The organism is Enterobacter adelaidei (assembly GCF_041937165.1).
Lineage (GTDB): Bacteria > Pseudomonadota > Gammaproteobacteria > Enterobacterales > Enterobacteriaceae > Enterobacter > Enterobacter adelaidei.
The window spans coordinates 1891691-1910259 of sequence record NZ_CP154353.1; the positions used below are offsets into that span (position 1 = coordinate 1891691).

Here is an 18569-nt window from a genome sequence, read left to right on the forward strand (position 1 = left end):
GTCCTCAGTTGAAGCGCATCTCGCGCACGTCGTCCGCCACTGTTATTTTCCCGGCCGTTTTCGCCACGATCTCGTCGATACTCACCCCCGGAGCGTATTCCCGAAGAATGAACGTACCGTCCTTGATCTCCAGTAACGCGAGGTCGGTTAAGACCCGACGGATGCAGCCCACGCCCGTGAGTGGCAGCGTGCAGCGGGGGAGTAGCTTTGACTTACCGCTTTTTGACGCGTGGGTCATCACCACTATGATGTTCTGTGCCCCGGCAACGAGATCCATTGCTCCCCCCATCCCTTTCACCATCTTCCCGGGGATCATCCATGAGGCGATATTTCCTTCGACATCCACTTCAAACGCACCTAATACGGTCAGATCGACATGACCGCCACGGATCATGGCGAATGACTGAGCCGAGTCGAAAATGGCAGCACCGATCCGCGCGGTCACCGTCTGTTTACCGGCGTTAATCATGTCGGCATCGAGGTTCTGCTCATCCGGGAATTCCCCCATTCCCAGCAGACCGTTTTCCGACTGGAGCATCACATCCATCCCCGGCGGAATGTAGTTCGCCACCAGGGTAGGGATGCCGATCCCCAGGTTGACGTAGTAACCGTCGCGCAACTCGCGAGCGACGCGCATTGCCATCTGTTCACGGGTCAACATTGTCAGACTCCTTCCGCGCGCAGCGTGCGCTGTTCAATGCGTTTTTCAAACTGGCCGACAATCACTCTGTCGACGTAAATTCCCGGGGTGTGAATAGCGGACGGAGGCAGTTCGCCCGGAGGAACAATTTCTTCCACCTCCACAACGGTTATCCGGCCCGCCGTGGCCATCAGCGGATTAAAGTTTTGCGCGGTATGGCGATAGATAACGTTGCCGTACCAGTCTGCTTTCCAGCCTTTGATAAGCGCGAAATCACCCGTAATGGCCTCTTCGAGGACGTAGTGCTTCCCCGCAAACTGACGAATTTCCTTGCCAGTCGCCACGGGAGTGCCATAGCCGGTGGCGGTGTAAAATGCCGGAATGCCCGCGCCGCCCGCGCGCACTTTTTCTGCCAGCGTCCCCTGAGGGGTGAGTTCAATCTCCAGCTCACCGCTCAATACCTGTTGCTCGAATAGCGCGTTCTCACCCACGTAAGACGCCACCACCTTGCGTACCTGCCGCGTCTCAAGCAGTATTCCGAGGCCGAAACCATCCACGCCGCAGTTGTTTGAAACCACCGTCAGATCGTTCACCTGACGGCGTCTGACTTCTGCAATCAGGTTCTCAGGGATCCCGCACAAGCCGAAACCGCCTGCCAGCAATGTCATCCCGTCCGTCAGCCCTTCCAGCGCTTGCGCATAGCTGCTGACGCGTTTATCCAGTCCCGCCATCGTCATCTCTCCCGTTGTCCGTGCCGGTATCATTAGGGGCGGTGACTCATTTGTTAATTTTGAATTTGTGACTCACTCATTTGGTTTTTTTATTAATTTACTGTTAACTAAATTTTTTCAATTAGTTAACAGGATGAAAAATGAGAATGAGTGTCAAACAGTTACGCGCGTTTTTAGCGGTAGCTCACACTCTGAATTTCGCGCACGCCAGCGAACGATTAAATCTCTCCCAGCCGGCACTGAGCCTGACGATTAAAGGGCTTGAGGATGTGCTGGGAGGGCCGCTGCTGCAGCGGAGCACGCGTAAAGTGGCCTTGACACAGGAAGGGGAGACGTTTTTGCCCATGGCGCGGCAACTGCTTGCCGACTGGGATAACGTCGAAGAGGCGATGCATCAGTGTTTTACGCTACAGCGTGGCAAAATCTCGGTCGCGGCCATGCCGTCGTTTGCCGCGAATGTCTTACCGGAGGTACTCAAGGCCTTTCGCGATCGCCACGCCGGGATCAACGTCACCGTGCATGATGTCATCAACGAACACGTGATCGAGATGGTTCGGGAAGGGCGGGTGGAGATGGGGATCGCGTTTGAGCCGGCACCCACGCATAACCTGCTGTTTACGCCCCTGGGTCTCGACAGATTTGTCGCCATTGTGCCGAAAGATTCCTCTCTTGCCGGTAAAAAACGCTTGTCATGGGAAGAGCTGCTGACGCTGGATTTCATCACCCTGCAGCGACCCTCAGCGGTACGTCTGATGATGGAAGAGGAGCTGGCCCGAAGCGGCAGAAAACTGGATGTGGCGCTGGAGAGTCATCAACTGGTGACGGTGGGGCGGATGGTCGCCAGTGGACTGGGAGGCAGCGCTGTTCCGGCATTGTGCGAAACGCAGATGGCGGCGTTAGGCGCGGTCTGTATTCCACTGGATAACCCGCTTATTGAGAAATGCATTGGCGTGATCCATCCAGGGCACACGCAGCTTTCAAAAGCGGCGCGTGCCCTGCTGGAAACACTGAAGGATTTTTATCAGCCTGGTCAGGGGGCGAGAAACACCTGCGGCGTGGCGTAAACTGGATGTCTGCCGACGAGCACTTCTGCCCCGTACCAGTGTGCCAGCGCATCAGCCTGCAAAACGGCTTCAGGTGCGCCTTCGCAGACCAATCTGCCATTGTGTAACAGCAGGATCCGATCCGCCCACAGCGCCGCCAGATTAAGATCGTGCAGCACGACGCAGACGTGGAGATCTCCCTGATGGGTCAGGGATTTCAGCAGGCGCAGCAGATGTTGCTGGTGATAGAGATCCAGCGCAGACGTGGGTTCATCAAGGAACAGCCAGCCGCGCGGCGCACCCTCATGCCACAGCTGCGCCAGCGCCCGCGCAAGCTGGATCCGCTGCTGTTCCCCACCGGAGAGTGCGGCAAACTGCCTGCCCGCCAGCGGTAAACATCCGGTAATCTGCATCACCTCCTGAACAACTGCGGGTTCGGGGTAGCGAGTCCAGGGAGCGCGGCCCATGCCGACTACCGCCTCCACAGGCCAGCCGAAGCCGAGCTGCGTGTTCTGGCACATCACCGCCCGGCGGCGAGCGAGTCTTTCCGGCTGCCAGGCATTGAGGGGGATATCTGCCAGGTTGCACTGCCCGCCAGTAGGGTTTAAATACCCCGTGAGCACCCTCAGTAACGTCGATTTTCCGGCGCCATTCGGGCCAATCAACGCCACCATTTCACCCAGGGATAAATCCAGGGATACTTCGTTTATAAGCGTCCGGTGTCCGGTGTGGAAATCTATTTTTTCTGCACAATAGCGTTCAGCCATGCTCGCCTCCACGACGAAAAATCAGCCACAGAAACCACGGCGCGCCGAGAAGGCTGGTCAGCAAACCAACCGGCATTTCCGCCGGGGCGACCAGGGTACGAGCCACCGTATCCGCAATCAGCAGCAGCGCCGCGCCGGCGAGTACAGATCCGGGGATCACCGCCCGGTGATCTGCCCCGAGCCACATGCGCATCAGGTGGGGGACCACAAGACCGACAAAACCGATAACGCCACTGACCGCTACCGCAGCGGCGACCAGCAAGGCGCTACACAGCAGCAGGATCCGCTGCACAACCGCAACCTCCACGCCGAGATAGTGCGCTTCTTCTTCACCCAATTGCAGTAAATTGAGCGCGCTGGCAAGACGCCATATCACCAGAAGAGTGGGCATCATCAGCGAGGTGACGGCCAGCAATGTTGACCATTGCGCCTGGCCGAGGCTGCCCATACCCCAAAGTGAAAGCTGGCGAAGCTGTGCATCATTACTGAGCCATGACAGCACACCGACGGCTGCCCCGCACAGGGCATTAATGGCGATACCTACTAGCAACAACCGGGAGAGCGAGCTGTTACGCTGCTGGCTGAGAAGGAAAATCACGAAAGTGGCAGACAGCGCGCCGAAAAAGGCCGCGATCATCGGGGCATAAAGCATGATCAGTGCAGGTAACGAGAGCGGAATAACCACCCATAACGCAACGGCAAGCGCCGCACCGCTGCTGATCCCGAGCAGGCCCGGATCTGCCAGCGGGTTACGAAATAACCCCTGCATTACACAGCCTGCCAGCGCCAGTGAACCCCCAATAGCCAGCGCCAACAGCACTCGGGGCAGGCGTATGGTCAGCCAGATCTGACGCAGCGCATCATCGCTGCCGTTCCACAGCAGGCTGACCGGTAAATGCAACGCGCCAAAACCGGTCGCCACGATCGTCATCGTCGTGAGGAGTGCGGTCAGTATCCACAGTGACAAGGTGATCCGTCGGGACATCAGGGTAGTTGCTCCGCTCTGACGCGCAAATGTTGAATTGCCTGCGGCGTTCGCACGCCAAAGCCCAGAAGCGCCATATCATCAATTGCCAGCAGCTGCTTGTTGCGTCCCGCCGGCGTTTGCGCCAGACCCGGCAGTTTCCAGAGATTGTCTTCACCGCCCAGCGCGTTGATACCCTCCTGAGAAATCACCACCAGGTCGGGCTGGCTGGCAATCACGCCCTCCTGTGACAGCGGTTGATAGCGGGTAAAACCTTGCATCGCATTTCTAAGCCCCGCCGCCTGAATGGCGGCATCCGCTGCGGTCTGTTGTCCGGCAGCCATTGCGGTCATCCCTCCATGGTTGAGGATAAACAGCACCCGCTTGTTGAGTGGCGAGGCGGGCAGGGCGGTCAGGGCCTGACGTAACGTGTTACGCAGGATTTCACCCTCAACCTCGCGATGTGTCGCTTGCGCGATGACCCGCACCTTTTCATCAATGACGCCCAGCGCGTTACTTGCCGGAACGGTGATGACCCTGATATGGCTTTGCTCGACCTGTTTTAATGCCAGAGACGGTTGCGCCTGGGCGCTTGCCAGCACCAGGGTGGGACGCATGGACAAAATGCCTTCCGCATTCAGCTGGCGCAAATATCCCACGTCAGGCAGATCGTTTGCTGCCTGTGGCCACTGACTGGTACTGTCGCGAGCCACCAGAGACGACTGTGCGCCAAGGGCAAAGACAATTTCCGTCACGTCGCCGCCAAGCGTAACGATTTTCTCCTGCGTGGCGGCAAACGCCATCAGGGGCAGGGCGCTGAGAACGGCGAGCCATTTTTTCATGCGGCCAACCCTTTCGCCGTTAAGGCGTCAATCTGGCTACGCCATTGGCTCTGTTCCGGCTCGCCTTCGGTACGCTGACCATACAGCTGAGCGATTTGCGTGCCGTCGGCGGCAAACAGCTCCAGGCTAGTGACATGCCCGTCAGCCGTCGGTTTGCGCGTGACCCACGTTTCCGCAATGGCTTCTTCAAGCAGATGCAGGGTAAAGGTCGGGTTAAAGATGTTGAGCCAGCCTTTCATCGGCACCAGCTTTTCCACCGCGCCGGTGAAGATCTGCACGCAGCCGCGGTTGCCGACAAACACCATAATTTCGTTGCCGTCCTGGCGCGCCGTCTCCAGCAGCTGCGCCAGCGCGGAGTTCTCTACCCTGCAGGCCAGATCGTCACCCACCAGGTTAAACGCCTGCTGGCGGCTGAGATTGTGGCGCTTCAGCAGGCCGAAGAACTGGTGCACGTCGGTCATGGCGCGCCACTCTGTGTCCACGAGCGCGGCTTGCGCGTTTTCTGCGTGAACCGGGACATCGGCCACCTTTAACGCCAGCGGTGGATTATCGGCAAAGATAAAGCGGCTCAGTACGTCGCTCCAGGCGGATTCGTCGGTGCTATCGGTGGCGTAGACCTTCAGCAGCGCATCACCCTGATGGTCGAAGAACTGGATGCTTTGACGCTCGCCGCGCGCGGTAGCTTCACTGATGTGAAAAACGCTCGCCCACTGATTGAGGAACAGACGCAGATCCAGTCCGCGTGGGTTCAGTACCAGCCCGGCGTGACCGTGGAGATGCTGATTGGTGAAGGTACCTACCTGCTCGTGAACGGCATGGTCATTGCGGCAAATGCATTTGGTTTCGCCCACGGCTTCCAGCGCGCCAAGGATATCGCGGATCTCACCGTTCAGGCGCCAGGCATCGTGGCCGACGCGGGCAAAGGTCAGTTCAGCTTCACTGATGTTCATTAAACCTGCGATGTCACGCGCGTACTTACCCGGGTTTTCTTCTTTTAGCTCAAGCCAGCGTGTGTAGTGATTCATTGTTTCGTCCTTCTTCATGGATGCCCCGGTGAACCGGGGCGAGGGGGTTACCACTGATAGCTTACGAAAATCTTGCCGTTGCGACCGTCCTGCGGAATACCCTGCGGTGACCAGTATTCTTTGTCGAAGGCGTTACCCAGCACCACCGTCGTTGTGATGCCTTTCAGTTGTGCCTGACCCTGATAGCTGACGTAGAAATCGTTGACCGCGTAGCCAGGCTGCTTTTTGTAACTGCTGCTGATGTGCGTTGAACGGTCAACAAAGGTACCTATCCAGCCCACGGAGAAACCGCTTTGCGCTACCGGGATATCCAGCTTGCTGGTGACGGTGTCCGGGTTAATGCTGGAGATGTACTCTCCCGTGTCGGTATCTTTCCCGCGCGTGCGGTTATAGGCCAGGTCAAGGTTGAAGATCTCGGCGGAGTATTTCGCCATTACGTCCCAGCCCCAGATTTTGGCATTGGGAACGTTATAGGACATGGTGGTCGCCGCTGCGAAATCGACGGTAGTGGAGATGTAGTCTTTGGCTTTCGTATCGAAATAGCTCGCTTTGAACTCCAGGGCATCGTTCGCCAGCATCAGATCGTCAAAGCGCAGACCAAAACCGAACTCCTGAGTTTCATTGGTCTCCGGACGCAGGTTCGGGTTTGGCACCCAGTAGTTGGTATAGAAGCGGCCGATCGAGAAGTGCTTCGCATCGTTATACATTTCACCCATGGTCGGCGCGCGGAAGGCCTGCGCGTAAGAGCCGAACAGCATTAGCCAGTCGGCTGGGCTGACGGTTAAGCCGGCGCGGGATGACCACTTATCGGCATCCACATCGTCATAACCATCACTGCTGCCGCGATAGTTGTCATAGCGCGTCCCCCCCAGAAGGGTGATGGGCAGATCGCGCAGGGTAATTTCATCCTGCAGCCAACCGGAGCTGAAGTCGATTTTTGCGTCCGGGAAACCGGTCGTCGCACCGCCCGGGCTTTGCTCCTGGCGGTAATATTCTCCGCCGTAGGTCAGGAGGTGTGAGGCAAAGGAGTCGCTAAACAGTCGGGTGCGGTTTTCCACCTTCCCACCTTTCGTGGTTTGCTTGCGGAATTCACCGCTGCCGTTGATGTTCTGGGCGTTAATGCGCGCTTCAGACCAGTAGATTTTGGCATCGGCGTTCAGCCAGTCATTGCCTTCCGGCGCGATGTTGTAGCCCAGCTGAGCGTCACGCTGGATGGTGGAACGGTCAGTCATGGGGTTGCTGGAGGCATCCGCTTTAATGGTTTGCGGATTTTTGGGTTCCTGTGCGTCGTTGTTATAGTAGCGCAGGGAGCCGCTCAGGGTCTGCGCCGGGTCGATTTTCCATCGACCTTTTGCCAGCATGTTGTTAATGGATTCATCATTTGGCGCTGCTGTCCCGTTACTCTGACGAATGTCACCCCGGTCACGGCTCGACCAGGAGACCAGACCGTCCAGCGTGTCGGTGCGGCCATACGCGCTGGCCCCCATTCCGAGGCTATGATCGCCCGTTGCACCCGTAGCAAATACGCGGTAGCCGCTGTTTTTTCCCGGCTCCAGTAGGTCTTTGGCGTCGGCAGTATCATAGGAGATCACGCCGCCCAGCGCGCCACTTCCGTAGAGCAGGGCGGATGGTCCGCGAACCACTTCAACACGTTTAATCAGCGACGGATCGAGGAAGGTGCTGTTCAGGTGGCCGGTATCGGTTCCCTGGCGCACGCCGTCAACCAGCACCAGCACGCCGCGGCGGTCATAGCCGCGCAGGTTCACGTCCTGCCCGTTGGTGCGCCCGGTGCCGTCCAGTGTGAGACCAGGAACGTTACGCAGCAGGTCGGCAGCAGAGCTGGCGGTTTGTTTCTCCGGCGCGCTGGCGTCGATCACGCTCACCATCATCGGAGCTTCAAAGGCGCTGCGGGCGTTGCCCGTGGCGGTGACGGTAATATCATCTGCGGCAGCAAACGCGACGCCCGGCAGGGTACTGACGACTGCCAGAGCCAGAATTGACGGGCGTAAAGACGCGGAATGCAGGTATGGCATAGCAACTCTCCATTAAGAATCGAAAGCGCTGGCTGCCTGGGGAACACCTGGGTGGCTGGCGAAGTTATCGTGTTGTTTATTTAGTCAGGATCAGTTTTCCGGCATGGGTCTGGCGTAGCAGGTAGTGCTGACCGTCATGCTCGATAATCACCCGCCCCTCATCGCCGAGCAGGGCTTTGCTGTCAATCCGACGCTCGGTGGAGGCAGGGGCTGTGTGTGTTTTTTCTGGCGTTGCCGCGTTGTTATCCGTACGTGACATAATGTTTATAAATGACAATCAATGTAACAATGATAATCATTATCAATAAACTGTAAATTCACAGCAAGCGTTTTTGTGAAAAAAGGGTGAGAGGATCAAATTTGGGGGTGAAGTGCGGCTTGATGCCCTCACCCCGCCCCTCTCCCTTTGGGAGAGGGAGAAGGAGAAGGGCTGGATTTTAGAAGCGCGTATCTACCGCAGAAGCCAGTTTCTCCAGCAGCAGTTCGCTGTCTTCCCAGCTCAGGCATGGGTCGGTGATCGACTGTCCGTACACCATCTGCTGTCCGGCAACGATCTTCTGCGTGCCTTCCTTGATGAAACTTTCGGCCATAATCCCCGCGATGGCGGTTGAGCCGCTGCGGATCTGCTGGCAAATTTCATCGCACACATCCAGCTGGCGGCGATGCTGTTTCTGACAGTTACCGTGGCTGAAATCCACCACCAGATGTTCCGGCAGGTCGAACTCTGCCAGCGTTTCACAGGCGGCCGCAATATCTTGTGCATGGTAATTGGGTTTCTTCCCGCCGCGCATAATGATATGCCCGTACGGGTTACCGCTGGTCTGGTAGATGGTCATGTGACCGCTCTTATCCGGCGACAGGAACATATGGCTGGCACGGGCAGCGCGGATCGCATCTACCGCGATACGGGTGTTACCGTCAGTTCCGTTTTTAAAGCCGACCGGACAGGAGAGGGCGGAGGCCATCTCGCGGTGGATTTGGCTTTCGGTGGTACGTGCGCCAATTGCGCCCCAGCTGATGAGATCGGCGATAAACTGCCCGGTCACCATATCGAGAAATTCGGTCGCCGTTGGTACGCCCAGTTCATTGACCTGCAGGAGCAGTTTGCGCGCCAGCTCAATACCGTGGTTCACGCGGTAGCTACCGTTCAGATCAGGATCGGAAATCAGGCCTTTCCAGCCCACTACGGTCCGCGGTTTTTCAAAGTAGGTTCGCATCACGATCTCAAGGCGATGCTGGTATTTGTCCCGCAGCCCCTGAAGTCGTTTGGCATAATCCATTGCGGCATCCAGATCGTGGATGGAGCAAGGCCCAATCACTACCAGAAGACGTTTGTCTTCACCATTCAGGATTTTTTCAATGCGCCGGCGGGAAGCCGTGACATGTTCCGCAACGGTGGCGGAAACAGGATGCCGCAGTGCCAGTTCAGCCGGGGTAACCAGGCTGTCGATGCGCGCAGTGCGGAGTTCGTCGGTTTTATTCATGGAATGTCTCAGAAAATTTTTGCTTCATCGGCAGACTACCGGGAAGTGATGGGCATCACCTTAAACCAATCCCTGCTGATTTCAAGTTCGGGGCGACACCGCCCCGTGGTTGCCGATGATGATACCTGAATCCGAGCTAATGTACTAGCATATTAGTACATGCGGCGATTAAGCCCCATGATGTCGAGAATTTTGGTGGCAATTTCTTCAACCGAATAGTTGGTGCTGTTCAGCCACGGGATCTGGTTTTTGCGGTACAGCGCTTCCACTTCGGAGACCTCCATCCGGCACTGGCGCATGGAGGCGTAGCGGCTGTTCTCGCGGCGTTCTTCGCGGATGGCGGCAAGGCGTTCCGGGTTGATCGTCAGGCCGAACAACTTATGTTGCAGAGGCTTAAGGGCGGCAGGTAGCACCAGGTTATCCATGTCGTCAGCAATAAAGGGGTAGTTTGCGGCACGAATACCAAACTGCATCGCCAGATAGAGGCTGGTTGGCGTTTTGCCGCAGCGCGATACGCCAAGCAGGATCACCTGCGCCTGGTCAAGATTACGCAGCGAGATACCGTCGTCATGTGCCAGGGTGTAATCAATGGCAGCGATACGCGCATCGTACTTGGTCAGATTGCCGGGGTTTAGCCCGTGGGTACGATGAGCGATCGGGGTCGGGTCAAGCTTAAGCTCGCTTTGCAGCGGAGCCACCAGCGCCTGGACGATATCCTGACAGAAGCCTTCACTTTGCAGAATGATGGAGCGAATCTCGGGGATCACGATCGAGTAGAATACCAGCGGGCGGACGCCGGTCTGCTGGTAGATGGCATCAATCTGGTCCTTCACCGCTTTGGCGCGGCTCTCATTTTCGACAAACGGCAGCGTGATGCTGTTAATCGAAACGGGAAACTGCGACATCACCGCATGGCCCAGCACCTCGGCGGTGATCGCCGTACCATCAGAAATATAAAAAACGTGGCGATCGACAGCATTATCCATTTTACTCACCCTGAATATCATACCTAATTGCCTGAAAGCATAAATTAAAAAAGTAAATTACACAGCAAAGAACTTATCTTAATTATAAATGAAACGATGTTTTTGATTTTCCTGAAAAGTGGATTTCATTTTTCAAATAGCGACTTTATTTTTGTGGTTTCTGGCTGAATATATAGGAATCATCGGGTTCGTGGGTGATGGGAAAGTATCCGAAAAGTTGAAAATTTAAATTGCTTACACGATTCACCGTTTTTTTAGCGCTAATAAATATGCCACTATAAATACGTAGTCAGGTGTTACTTACTCCGATCAAATATCACAAAAGGATTGTTTCGATGTCCAACAATGGCTCGTCACCGCTGGTGCTTTGGTATAACCAACTCGGCATGAATGATGTAGACAGAGTTGGGGGCAAAAATGCCTCCCTGGGTGAAATGATTACAAATCTGTCGGGTATGGGTGTCTCCGTACCAAACGGGTTTGCCACAACTGCCGATGCGTTTAACCTGTTTTTAGACCAGAGCGGCGTGAACCAGCGCATTTACGACCTGCTGGATAAAACGGATATTGATGACGTTACCGAGCTTGCCAAAGCCGGGTCACAAATCCGCCAGTGGATTATCGACACACCTTTCCAGCCGGAACTGGAAAAAGCCATTCACGATGCGTACAACCAGCTCTCTGCTGACGATGCGCAAGCCTCCTTTGCCGTGCGTTCTTCTGCAACCGCAGAAGATATGCCAGACGCCTCGTTTGCCGGGCAGCAGGAAACCTTCCTGAACGTGCAGGGATACGATGCCGTGCTGGTGGCGGTGAAGCACGTGTTTGCTTCCCTGTTCAACGACCGTGCCATCTCTTATCGCGTGCACCAGGGCTATGACCATCGCGGCGTAGCACTTTCCGCAGGTGTACAGCGCATGGTGCGCTCGGACGTGGGCTCATCCGGCGTGATGTTCTCCATTGATACCGAATCCGGCTTCGACCAGGTGGTGTTTATCACTTCCGCGTGGGGTCTGGGTGAGATGGTGGTTCAGGGGGCGGTCAACCCTGATGAATTCTATGTCCACAAACCAACGCTGGCTGCTGGCCGCCCGGCGGTGGTGCGCCGCACCATGGGCTCGAAAAAAATCCGCATGATCTATGCCCCAACCCAGGAGCATGGCAAGCAGGTTAAAATTGAAGATGTACCGCAGGAGCAGCGTGACCGCTTCTCCCTGACTGACGCTGAAGTACAGGAACTGGCGAAGCAGGCGGTACAGATTGAAAAACACTACGGTCGTCCAATGGACATCGAATGGGCGAAAGACGGGAACACCGGCAAGCTGTTTATCGTGCAGGCGCGTCCGGAAACCGTCCGCTCTCGCGGCCAGGTCATGGAGCGTTATACGCTGCACGCGCAGGGTAAAATCGTTGCGGAAGGTCGTGCTATCGGCCACCGCATCGGTGCTGGTCCGGTCAAAGTGATCCACGACATCAGCGAGATGAACCGTATTGAGCCAGGCGACGTGCTGGTGACCGACATGACCGACCCGGACTGGGAACCGATCATGAAGAAAGCGGCGGCTATCGTCACCAACCGTGGCGGTCGTACCTGTCACGCGGCGATCATTGCCCGCGAGCTGGGTATTCCTGCGGTTGTCGGCTGCGGTGATGCCACTGAGCGCATGAAAGACGGACAGAATGTAACTGTCTCCTGCGCCGAAGGCGATACCGGCTATGTGTATGCCGATATCCTCGACTTCAGCGTGAAAAGTTCCAGTGTTGAAACCATGCCGGACCTGCCGCTGAAGATCATGATGAACGTTGGCAACCCGGACCGCGCGTTTGACTTCGCCTGCCTTCCGAACGAAGGTGTGGGCCTGGCACGTCTCGAATTTATCATCAACCGTATGATCGGCGTTCACCCGCGTGCACTGCTGGAGTTTGATGATCAGGACCCGAAACTGCAGAACGAAATCCGCGAGATGATGAAAGGCTACGACTCACCGAAAGAGTTCTACGTCGGCCGTCTGACGGAAGGGATTGCCACCCTGGGTGCCGCCTTCTACCCGAAACGCGTGATTGTGCGTCTGTCTGACTTTAAGTCTAACGAATACGCCAACCTGGTGGGCGGCGAGCGCTATGAGCCGGAAGAAGAGAACCCAATGCTGGGCTTCCGTGGGGCTGGACGTTATGTGTCCGAAAGCTTCCGCGACTGCTTCGCGCTGGAGTGTGAAGCGGTGAAACGCGTGCGCAACGACATGGGACTGACCAACGTCGAAATCATGATCCCGTTTGTGCGTACGGTGGATCAGGCGAAAGCCGTTGTGGACGAGCTGGCGCGTCAGGGGCTGAAGCGCGGCGAGAACGGGCTGAAGATCATCATGATGTGTGAAATCCCGTCCAACGCCCTGCTGGCCGAGCAGTTCCTGGAACACTTCGACGGCTTCTCGATCGGCTCGAACGACATGACGCAGCTGACGCTGGGCCTGGACCGTGACTCCGGTGTGGTCTCTGAGCTGTTCGATGAGCGTAACGAGGCGGTGAAAGCACTGCTGTCGATGTCCATTCGTGCGGCGAAGAAACAGGGTAAATACGTTGGGATTTGTGGTCAGGGCCCATCCGACCATGAAGACTTTGCCGCATGGCTGATGGAAGAGGGGATTGATAGTCTGTCCCTGAACCCGGACACCGTGGTGCAAACCTGGCTGAGCCTGGCAGAACTGAACAAGTAACACCATCATAACCCGAAAAGGCGAGGAGATTATTCCTCGCCTTTTTTATTTCTCTTCTTATTTGCTCCCCATCACAAATAAAGTAAAAAACCAAATATCATAATTTGTCTGTTAATTTAGACAATTGTTAGCGCGCAAACCGTTGCTAATACTTGAGCCTTACTGCGCATTTCCCTACCGATGATGCGCAACTGGTTGAAATACGTTTTAACCTGATAAAAAGGCAAATAACAATGACACTTTCCTCTGTATTGCGTACCAAAGATAAAATAGGTTACGGCTTAGGTGATATGGCCAGCGCGCTGGTCTGGCAAACGGCTACGTTATTTCTTGCTTATTTCTATACGGACGTTTTTGGGTTGCCCGCCGCGATTATGGGCACCATGTTTTTAGTGGTACGCGTGGTCGATGCGTTTGTCGACCCGTGCATTGGTGCACTGGTCGACCGTACGCAAACGCGTCATGGCCGTTTCCGTCCATGGTTGCTGTGGTTCGCCATTCCGTTTGGCGTGAGCTGCCTCATCACCTTCTATGTTCCGGACGTGGGACCTACGGCGAAAATTGCGTATGCCTGCGTGACCTACGCGATCTTAAGCCTGATTTATTCCGCGATTAACGTACCTTACTGCGCCATGCCCGGCGCGCTGACGCTGGATCCGCGCGAGCGTCACTCTCTGCAGTCATGGCGCTTTGGCCTGTCGTTTATCGGTGGGTTGATTGTTACGGTTATTGCCCTGCCGCTGGTCTCATTGTTAGGACAGGGCAACGTGCAGAAAGGCTATTTCTATGCCATGAGCCTGATGGGACTACTCGGGATTGTACTGTTCTTCTGCTGCTTCCTGATGACTCGCGAGCGTTATTCTCCGCGCAATGATACCTCCGGCTCCATGCTCACCGATTTAAAACTGCTGGCCGGAAACAGCCAGTGGCGTATTGTGTTCGTGTTTAATATTTTGCTGTTAACGGCGGTGGTGACGCGCGGTTCCGCCACCATGTATTACGTCAACTATGTGCTGTTGCGTCCGGAGCTGGTTTTTGCCTTTATTGTTTCCGGAATGGTGGCCTCCTTAAGCGGCGCATTATTATCCGAACGGTTGCTGGGCAAATTTGACCGCGTCCGGGCCTACCAGTGGACCATTATTTCCTTCGTCATCTTCGGCGCGCTGATTTTCTTCCTTCCCCCTTCGCAGGTCTGGCTGATCTTTGGCCTCAATATTGTCTTTAGCTTTGTGCAAAACCTCACCACACCGCTCCAGTGGACCATGTTCTCCGATGTGGTCGACTACGAAGAGCACCGCAGCGGTCGTCGCCTGGACGGGCTGGTTTTTTCCACCGCGCTGTTTGCCATCAAATTTGGCCTGGCGCTGGGTGGGGCGGTCGTCGGCTGGGTCCTTGGTATGGTGGATTACGCCCCGGGACAGGCAACTCAGGCACCGCATGTTCTCTCTACCATTAATGCACTGTTCACCCTTATCCCTTGCGCGTTGTTCCTCTGCATGGTCGCGCTGCTTGCTATCTACAAACTTAACAGCCGGCTGGTGGATTCCATTGCCCGGGAGCTGGCCAGCAAACGTGAGGTGAGACCTGACCCGGGGCAGCTCAGCCCGGCAACCCCTTCCGCACTACAGGAGTAAAACATGACAGCTATCTATAAGGACGCGGGACGTCCCGTGCACGAGCGCGTCGCCGACTTACTGGCACGTATGACCCCGGAAGAGAAGTTTGCCCAGATGCATGCGTACTGGCTGATCCTCGATGAAAACGGTAACCATCGTGAGCGCAGCGATCTGAGTGACGAATTCTCCGGCGTGAGCGAGCAGGCTGCGCTGAGCGAACGGCTAAAGCTGGGCGTCGGGCAGATCACCCGTCCACTGGGTACCCATATCGTCGACGCGAAAACTGGGGTGCGTGCCGCTAACCGCCTGCAGCGCATGATGATGGAGGAGACGCGTCTCGGCATACCGGCGCTGTTCCATGAAGAGTGCCTGGTGGGGCTGCTGTGCAAAGACGCCACGCTGTTCCCGTCGTCGCTGAACTACGGCTCTACCTGGGATCCTGAACTGGTACAGCGCGTGGCAGAGCAGATCGGTAAAGAGGCGCGGTCCGTTGGCTGTCAGCAGGGGCTGGCGCCCGTGCTGGATGTCTCTCGCGATGTCCGCTGGGGGCGTACCGAAGAGACCTTTGGTGAAGATCCGTGGCTGGTGGGGGTGATGGCCACCGCCTACGTGAAGGGCTTACAGGGCGATAAACGCGATCTGCTGGCGACCCTGAAACATTACGTGGGTCACTCGTTCAGCGAAGGCGCGCGCAACCATGCGCCGGTCCACCTCGGATTCAGCGAGCTGAACGACACCTTCCTGCTGCCGTTTGAAATGGCGGTCAAGCTGGCAAACGCCGGTTCGGTTATGCCCGCGTACCACGATATTGATAACCAGCCGGGGCACAGCGACAGCTTCCTGCTGACCACCGTCCTGCGCGAGCAGTGGGGGTTCGACGGGATTATTGTCGCGGACTACGGCGGCGTCAGCCTGCTGCACCAGCACCACGGGATTTCCCACGACGCGGCCGAATCCGCTGCGCTGGCGTTCAACGCCGGGCTGGACGTTGAGCTGCCGAAAGATGACTGCGCGCGGCATCTGGCGGAAGCGGTAGAGCGCGGGCTAATCTCTATGGCGAAGGTCGATGAGATTGTGGCGCGTACGCTGACGGAAAAATTCCGCCTTGGCCTGTTTGAAAACCCGTACGCGGATGAAAATGGTATCGATCTGCAAAACGATATGGCCCGCCGGGCCGCTAGGGAAGTGGCGACGAAATCGCTCACGCTGCTGGAAAACAACGGCATTTTACCGCTCGGGGGTAAACCCCGCGTGGCGGTGGTGGGGCCGACGGCGGACGACCCGCTCGCGCTGCTCAGCGGCTACAGCTTCCCGGTGCATTTGATCATCAGCGATATGGTGGAAGAGACCTCGCAGGTCACGACCCCGCGTGCGGCGCTGGAGCATTATCTTGGTGCCTCACAGGTCCGCTACGCCAAAGGGTGTCACATTATCGAAAAACGGATGGCGGGCGCGCCGGTCTTCCCGGGCGACAGCGGCGGCAAACCGATGCAGCAGTCGCCGGTTTCTCAATGTACTGATTTGATCTCCGAGGCTGTTAACGCTGCGCAAGAGAGTGATGTGGTAGTGGCTTTCGTTGGCGACCTCGCCGGATTGTTCCAGAGCGGCACGGTAGGGGAAGGGTCTGATACCGATTCTCTGAATCTGCCGGGTGTGCAGCAGCAACTTCTGGAGGCGCTGGTAGCCACCGGCAAACCGGTGATTGTCGTGATGACCGGAGGGCGGCCATACAACCTTCAGGGACTGGAAGACAAAGTAGCGGCGCTCATGATGGCCTGGGCTCCAGGGCAGGAAGGGGGCTGGGCGATTGCGGACGTACTGACAGGGCGTGCGGAACCGCAAGGGCGTCTGGTAGTGAGTGTACCGAAAAGTGCCGGGGCAATGCCGTATTACTACAATCACAAGCTCAAAAGTGGCGGTACGCCGTTTGCGTTCCATTTCGGATCTCGTTATCCGTTTGGTTTCGGCCTTGGCTGGACGCAGTTTAACTGGGGAACGGCGAAAGTGGTGGCATCCAGCGTGCCGGTTGACGGTGAGGTGACGCTGAGTGTGGAAATTACCAATACCGGAGAACGCAGTGGCAGCGAGGTGGTGCAGGTTTACGTCAGGGATAAGGTTGCCACGCAGGTACGGCCACTTCAGGAGCTAAAGGCATTCCAGCGGGTCACGCTCTCGCCGGGCGAAACCGCCACGCTCACTTTTATGCTGCCAGTTGAGATGTTCAACTTCACCCGTCGGGACGGAAAACGCATTGTTGAGCCGGGTGAGTTTGAGTTGCAGATTGGCGCATCGTCGACGGATATCCGCGAGGTGGTGACGGTTAATGTGACAGGTGAAACGCGGTTGCTGTCTGCGGAGTGGCAGATGCTCAGTAGCTGTCAGGTTAAGCGCGCGTAGTCAGGACAAAAAAAGCCCATCATGGGAGATGGGCAAAGCTTCCAATTGCACATAATGCAGATGTGAAGCAGAGTGAACTTAAAATGCCTGTGACCTTTAAAGAAATGGTTATTCTCTGCATGGATACTGAAGCGCATTTCATTGCATTCATCATTGCTTACATAGTTGCTTTCCTGTCGTTTGTTCCGCTGATATGGTTAGGCCTGTGACGTGGTAGCTATTCGTTCCGCTAAGAAAAAAATTAAAGGTGAATAAATGAAAAAGTTAATTATTGCTGTATCGTTAGTCTCTGCTAGTTTTTCAGTGCTTGCTTGCGATTATGAATATACAGATTCTAACGGCTCTGATATTTGTGCCACCGCAGGTGAGCAAGAAGTAACTATTACGGTAGAAAGTGGTGATGAACATCAAGGTGAATGGGTTGGTAATGGTGAAGTACAGGATAATGAGACAGGGGAAGTAACCGAAGTTGTCCAGTGAAAACATTATTTGCAGTGATATGAATCCGTTTAACGTTCACCGCCTTTGCTTGCCCTAAAGGGCTGTATTCACACGGCAACTATGGCTCGCATCATAAATATGGTTATTGCTCTTATTAATAACAGATAGAACATGAAACGTTTGATGATGCCCTAATTACGACAGAGTGTGGGTGAACGTCACCGAATGAACAGAAAGCAAATCATGAGCAGGATTTAGCGGTGGCTTAGGCAGAAGCACAGCCGCAAGGCTTAATACTTAACACTAGAGCTAGAGCAACTGCGGGACAAGAAGAGAACAGGGCAGGAGCAGAATACCCTTAAGGCTTAGCTACCGCACTCACAGCTAAGAATGATAGCGAGCAGAGCGCGCGTAACTATAAAAGGCTGTGTGAAGCTACACACCTTTACATGATTAGCCAGTGTATGATTCGCGGCGGGATAAATCAGATGGTGGGTAGCCTGTAATGAGAAAACTATTGATAGCTGTTCTTGTGCTTGCTTCTTGCAGTGCTAATGCTTCTAGTTATGTCTGTAAGGATATGAACGGGAAGAAAGTCACTATTGAAAATGGTGTTGTTAGGCAGGGTGAATTTATGGGGTACGCTGGCAAGCAGTACTATCACTCGGGAACTGCTGAGGATGGTAGTAGTGTCTTTACCTTTGATGATCAGAATAGGCTTTATGTTCATTGGGTGAATGATAATTTAACTATCATCTCTGTATTTAGTCCTGTTATGCCTAAGATTAATGAATTTGAATGCAGGGGAACTTTCTAGACGATGAAGAGCAGGAGATTAAAGAGATTCCGGAACCTCCATTTTTTGGCCCTTTTTGTGTTTGTCACA

The 18569-nt window shown here is 55.6% G+C and carries 16 protein-coding genes; 6 read left to right on the forward strand and 10 right to left on the reverse strand.

The annotated features are described in order from the left end of the window. Positions 1–4: 4 nt before the first annotated feature. Both AAHF05_RS09280 and AAHF05_RS09285 read right to left on the reverse strand, forming a co-directional pair. Complete coding sequence (locus AAHF05_RS09280) at positions 5–661, reverse strand: CoA transferase subunit B (RefSeq protein WP_129324522.1); 657 nt, start codon at positions 659–661, stop codon at positions 5–7. Positions 662–663: 2 nt separating this feature from the next. Then, on the reverse strand, positions 664–1371 hold the full coding sequence (locus AAHF05_RS09285) for a CoA transferase subunit A (protein WP_129324523.1): 708 nt from the start codon (positions 1369–1371) through the stop codon (positions 664–666). A 140-nt stretch (positions 1372–1511) separates the two neighbouring features. Between AAHF05_RS09285 and AAHF05_RS09290 the strand changes: the two genes are divergently transcribed. Continuing rightward, positions 1512–2435, forward strand: a complete 924-nt coding sequence (locus AAHF05_RS09290) for a LysR family transcriptional regulator (RefSeq protein ID WP_032666815.1) — start codon at positions 1512–1514, stop codon at positions 2433–2435. Here the strand turns inward: AAHF05_RS09290 and AAHF05_RS09295 are convergent. From AAHF05_RS09295 to ppsR, 8 genes are all read right to left on the reverse strand, one after another. Then, entirely contained in the window at positions 2402–3181 is a 780-nt protein-coding gene (locus tag AAHF05_RS09295) for a heme ABC transporter ATP-binding protein (RefSeq protein ID WP_129324524.1), read from the reverse strand. The two genes, AAHF05_RS09290 and AAHF05_RS09295, sit on opposite strands and share 34 nt — an antisense overlap. Next, positions 3174–4166, reverse strand: coding sequence for an iron ABC transporter permease (locus AAHF05_RS09300; protein ID WP_129324525.1), 993 nt, complete (start codon positions 4164–4166; stop codon positions 3174–3176). The genes AAHF05_RS09295 and AAHF05_RS09300 overlap by 8 nt, the downstream gene beginning before the upstream one ends. Next, entirely contained in the window at positions 4166–4987 is an 822-nt protein-coding gene (locus AAHF05_RS09305) for a hemin ABC transporter substrate-binding protein (RefSeq protein WP_129324526.1), read from the reverse strand. Before AAHF05_RS09305 ends, AAHF05_RS09300 begins: the two co-directional genes overlap by 1 nt. Continuing rightward, entirely contained in the window at positions 4984–6012 is a 1029-nt protein-coding gene (gene chuS / locus AAHF05_RS09310) for a hematinate-forming heme oxygenase ChuS (RefSeq protein WP_129324527.1), read from the reverse strand. Before chuS ends, AAHF05_RS09305 begins: the two co-directional genes overlap by 4 nt. 47 nt (positions 6013–6059) lie before the next feature. Beyond that, on the reverse strand, positions 6060–8045 hold the full coding sequence (locus tag AAHF05_RS09315; RefSeq protein ID WP_129324528.1) for a TonB-dependent hemoglobin/transferrin/lactoferrin family receptor: 1986 nt from the start codon (positions 8043–8045) through the stop codon (positions 6060–6062). 76 nt (positions 8046–8121) lie between these two features. Further along, the gene (gene hemP, locus AAHF05_RS09320; RefSeq protein WP_028017242.1) at positions 8122–8304 is read right to left on the reverse strand and encodes a hemin uptake protein HemP; all 183 of its coding nucleotides are present in this window, start codon (positions 8302–8304) and stop codon (positions 8122–8124) included. A 178-nt stretch (positions 8305–8482) separates the two neighbouring features. Then, positions 8483–9529: a 3-deoxy-7-phosphoheptulonate synthase AroH gene (aroH, locus tag AAHF05_RS09325; RefSeq protein WP_129324529.1), complete on the reverse strand. Its 1047-nt coding sequence runs from the start codon at positions 9527–9529 to the stop codon at positions 8483–8485. A 152-nt stretch (positions 9530–9681) separates the two neighbouring features. Continuing rightward, positions 9682–10515 (reverse strand): posphoenolpyruvate synthetase regulatory kinase/phosphorylase PpsR, encoded by an 834-nt coding sequence (ppsR, locus tag AAHF05_RS09330; RefSeq protein WP_028017244.1) that lies wholly within the window; start codon positions 10513–10515, stop codon positions 9682–9684. Between the two features lie 335 nt (positions 10516–10850). On the opposite strand from ppsR, the gene ppsA reads away from it, so the two are divergent. The 5 genes from ppsA (at position 10851) to AAHF05_RS09355 (ending at position 18500) form a co-directional block, all read left to right on the forward strand. Then, entirely contained in the window at positions 10851–13229 is a 2379-nt protein-coding gene (ppsA, locus tag AAHF05_RS09335; protein ID WP_028017245.1) for a phosphoenolpyruvate synthase, read from the forward strand. Between the two features lie 233 nt (positions 13230–13462). Continuing rightward, positions 13463–14863, forward strand: coding sequence for an MFS transporter (locus tag AAHF05_RS09340; protein ID WP_129324530.1), 1401 nt, complete (start codon positions 13463–13465; stop codon positions 14861–14863). Positions 14864–14866: 3 nt separating this feature from the next. Further along, positions 14867–17242 (forward strand): glycoside hydrolase family 3 N-terminal domain-containing protein, encoded by a 2376-nt coding sequence (locus tag AAHF05_RS09345; protein ID WP_129324531.1) that lies wholly within the window; start codon positions 14867–14869, stop codon positions 17240–17242. A gap of 255 nt (positions 17243–17497) precedes the next feature. After that, positions 17498–17722 carry a hypothetical protein gene (locus AAHF05_RS09350; protein ID WP_129324532.1) on the forward strand — a complete coding sequence of 75 codons (225 nt, stop codon included), beginning with the start codon at positions 17498–17500 and terminating at the stop codon, positions 17720–17722. A 466-nt stretch (positions 17723–18188) separates the two neighbouring features. Next, complete coding sequence (locus tag AAHF05_RS09355; protein WP_129324533.1) at positions 18189–18500, forward strand: hypothetical protein; 312 nt, start codon at positions 18189–18191, stop codon at positions 18498–18500. Positions 18501–18569: the final 69 nt, after the last annotated feature.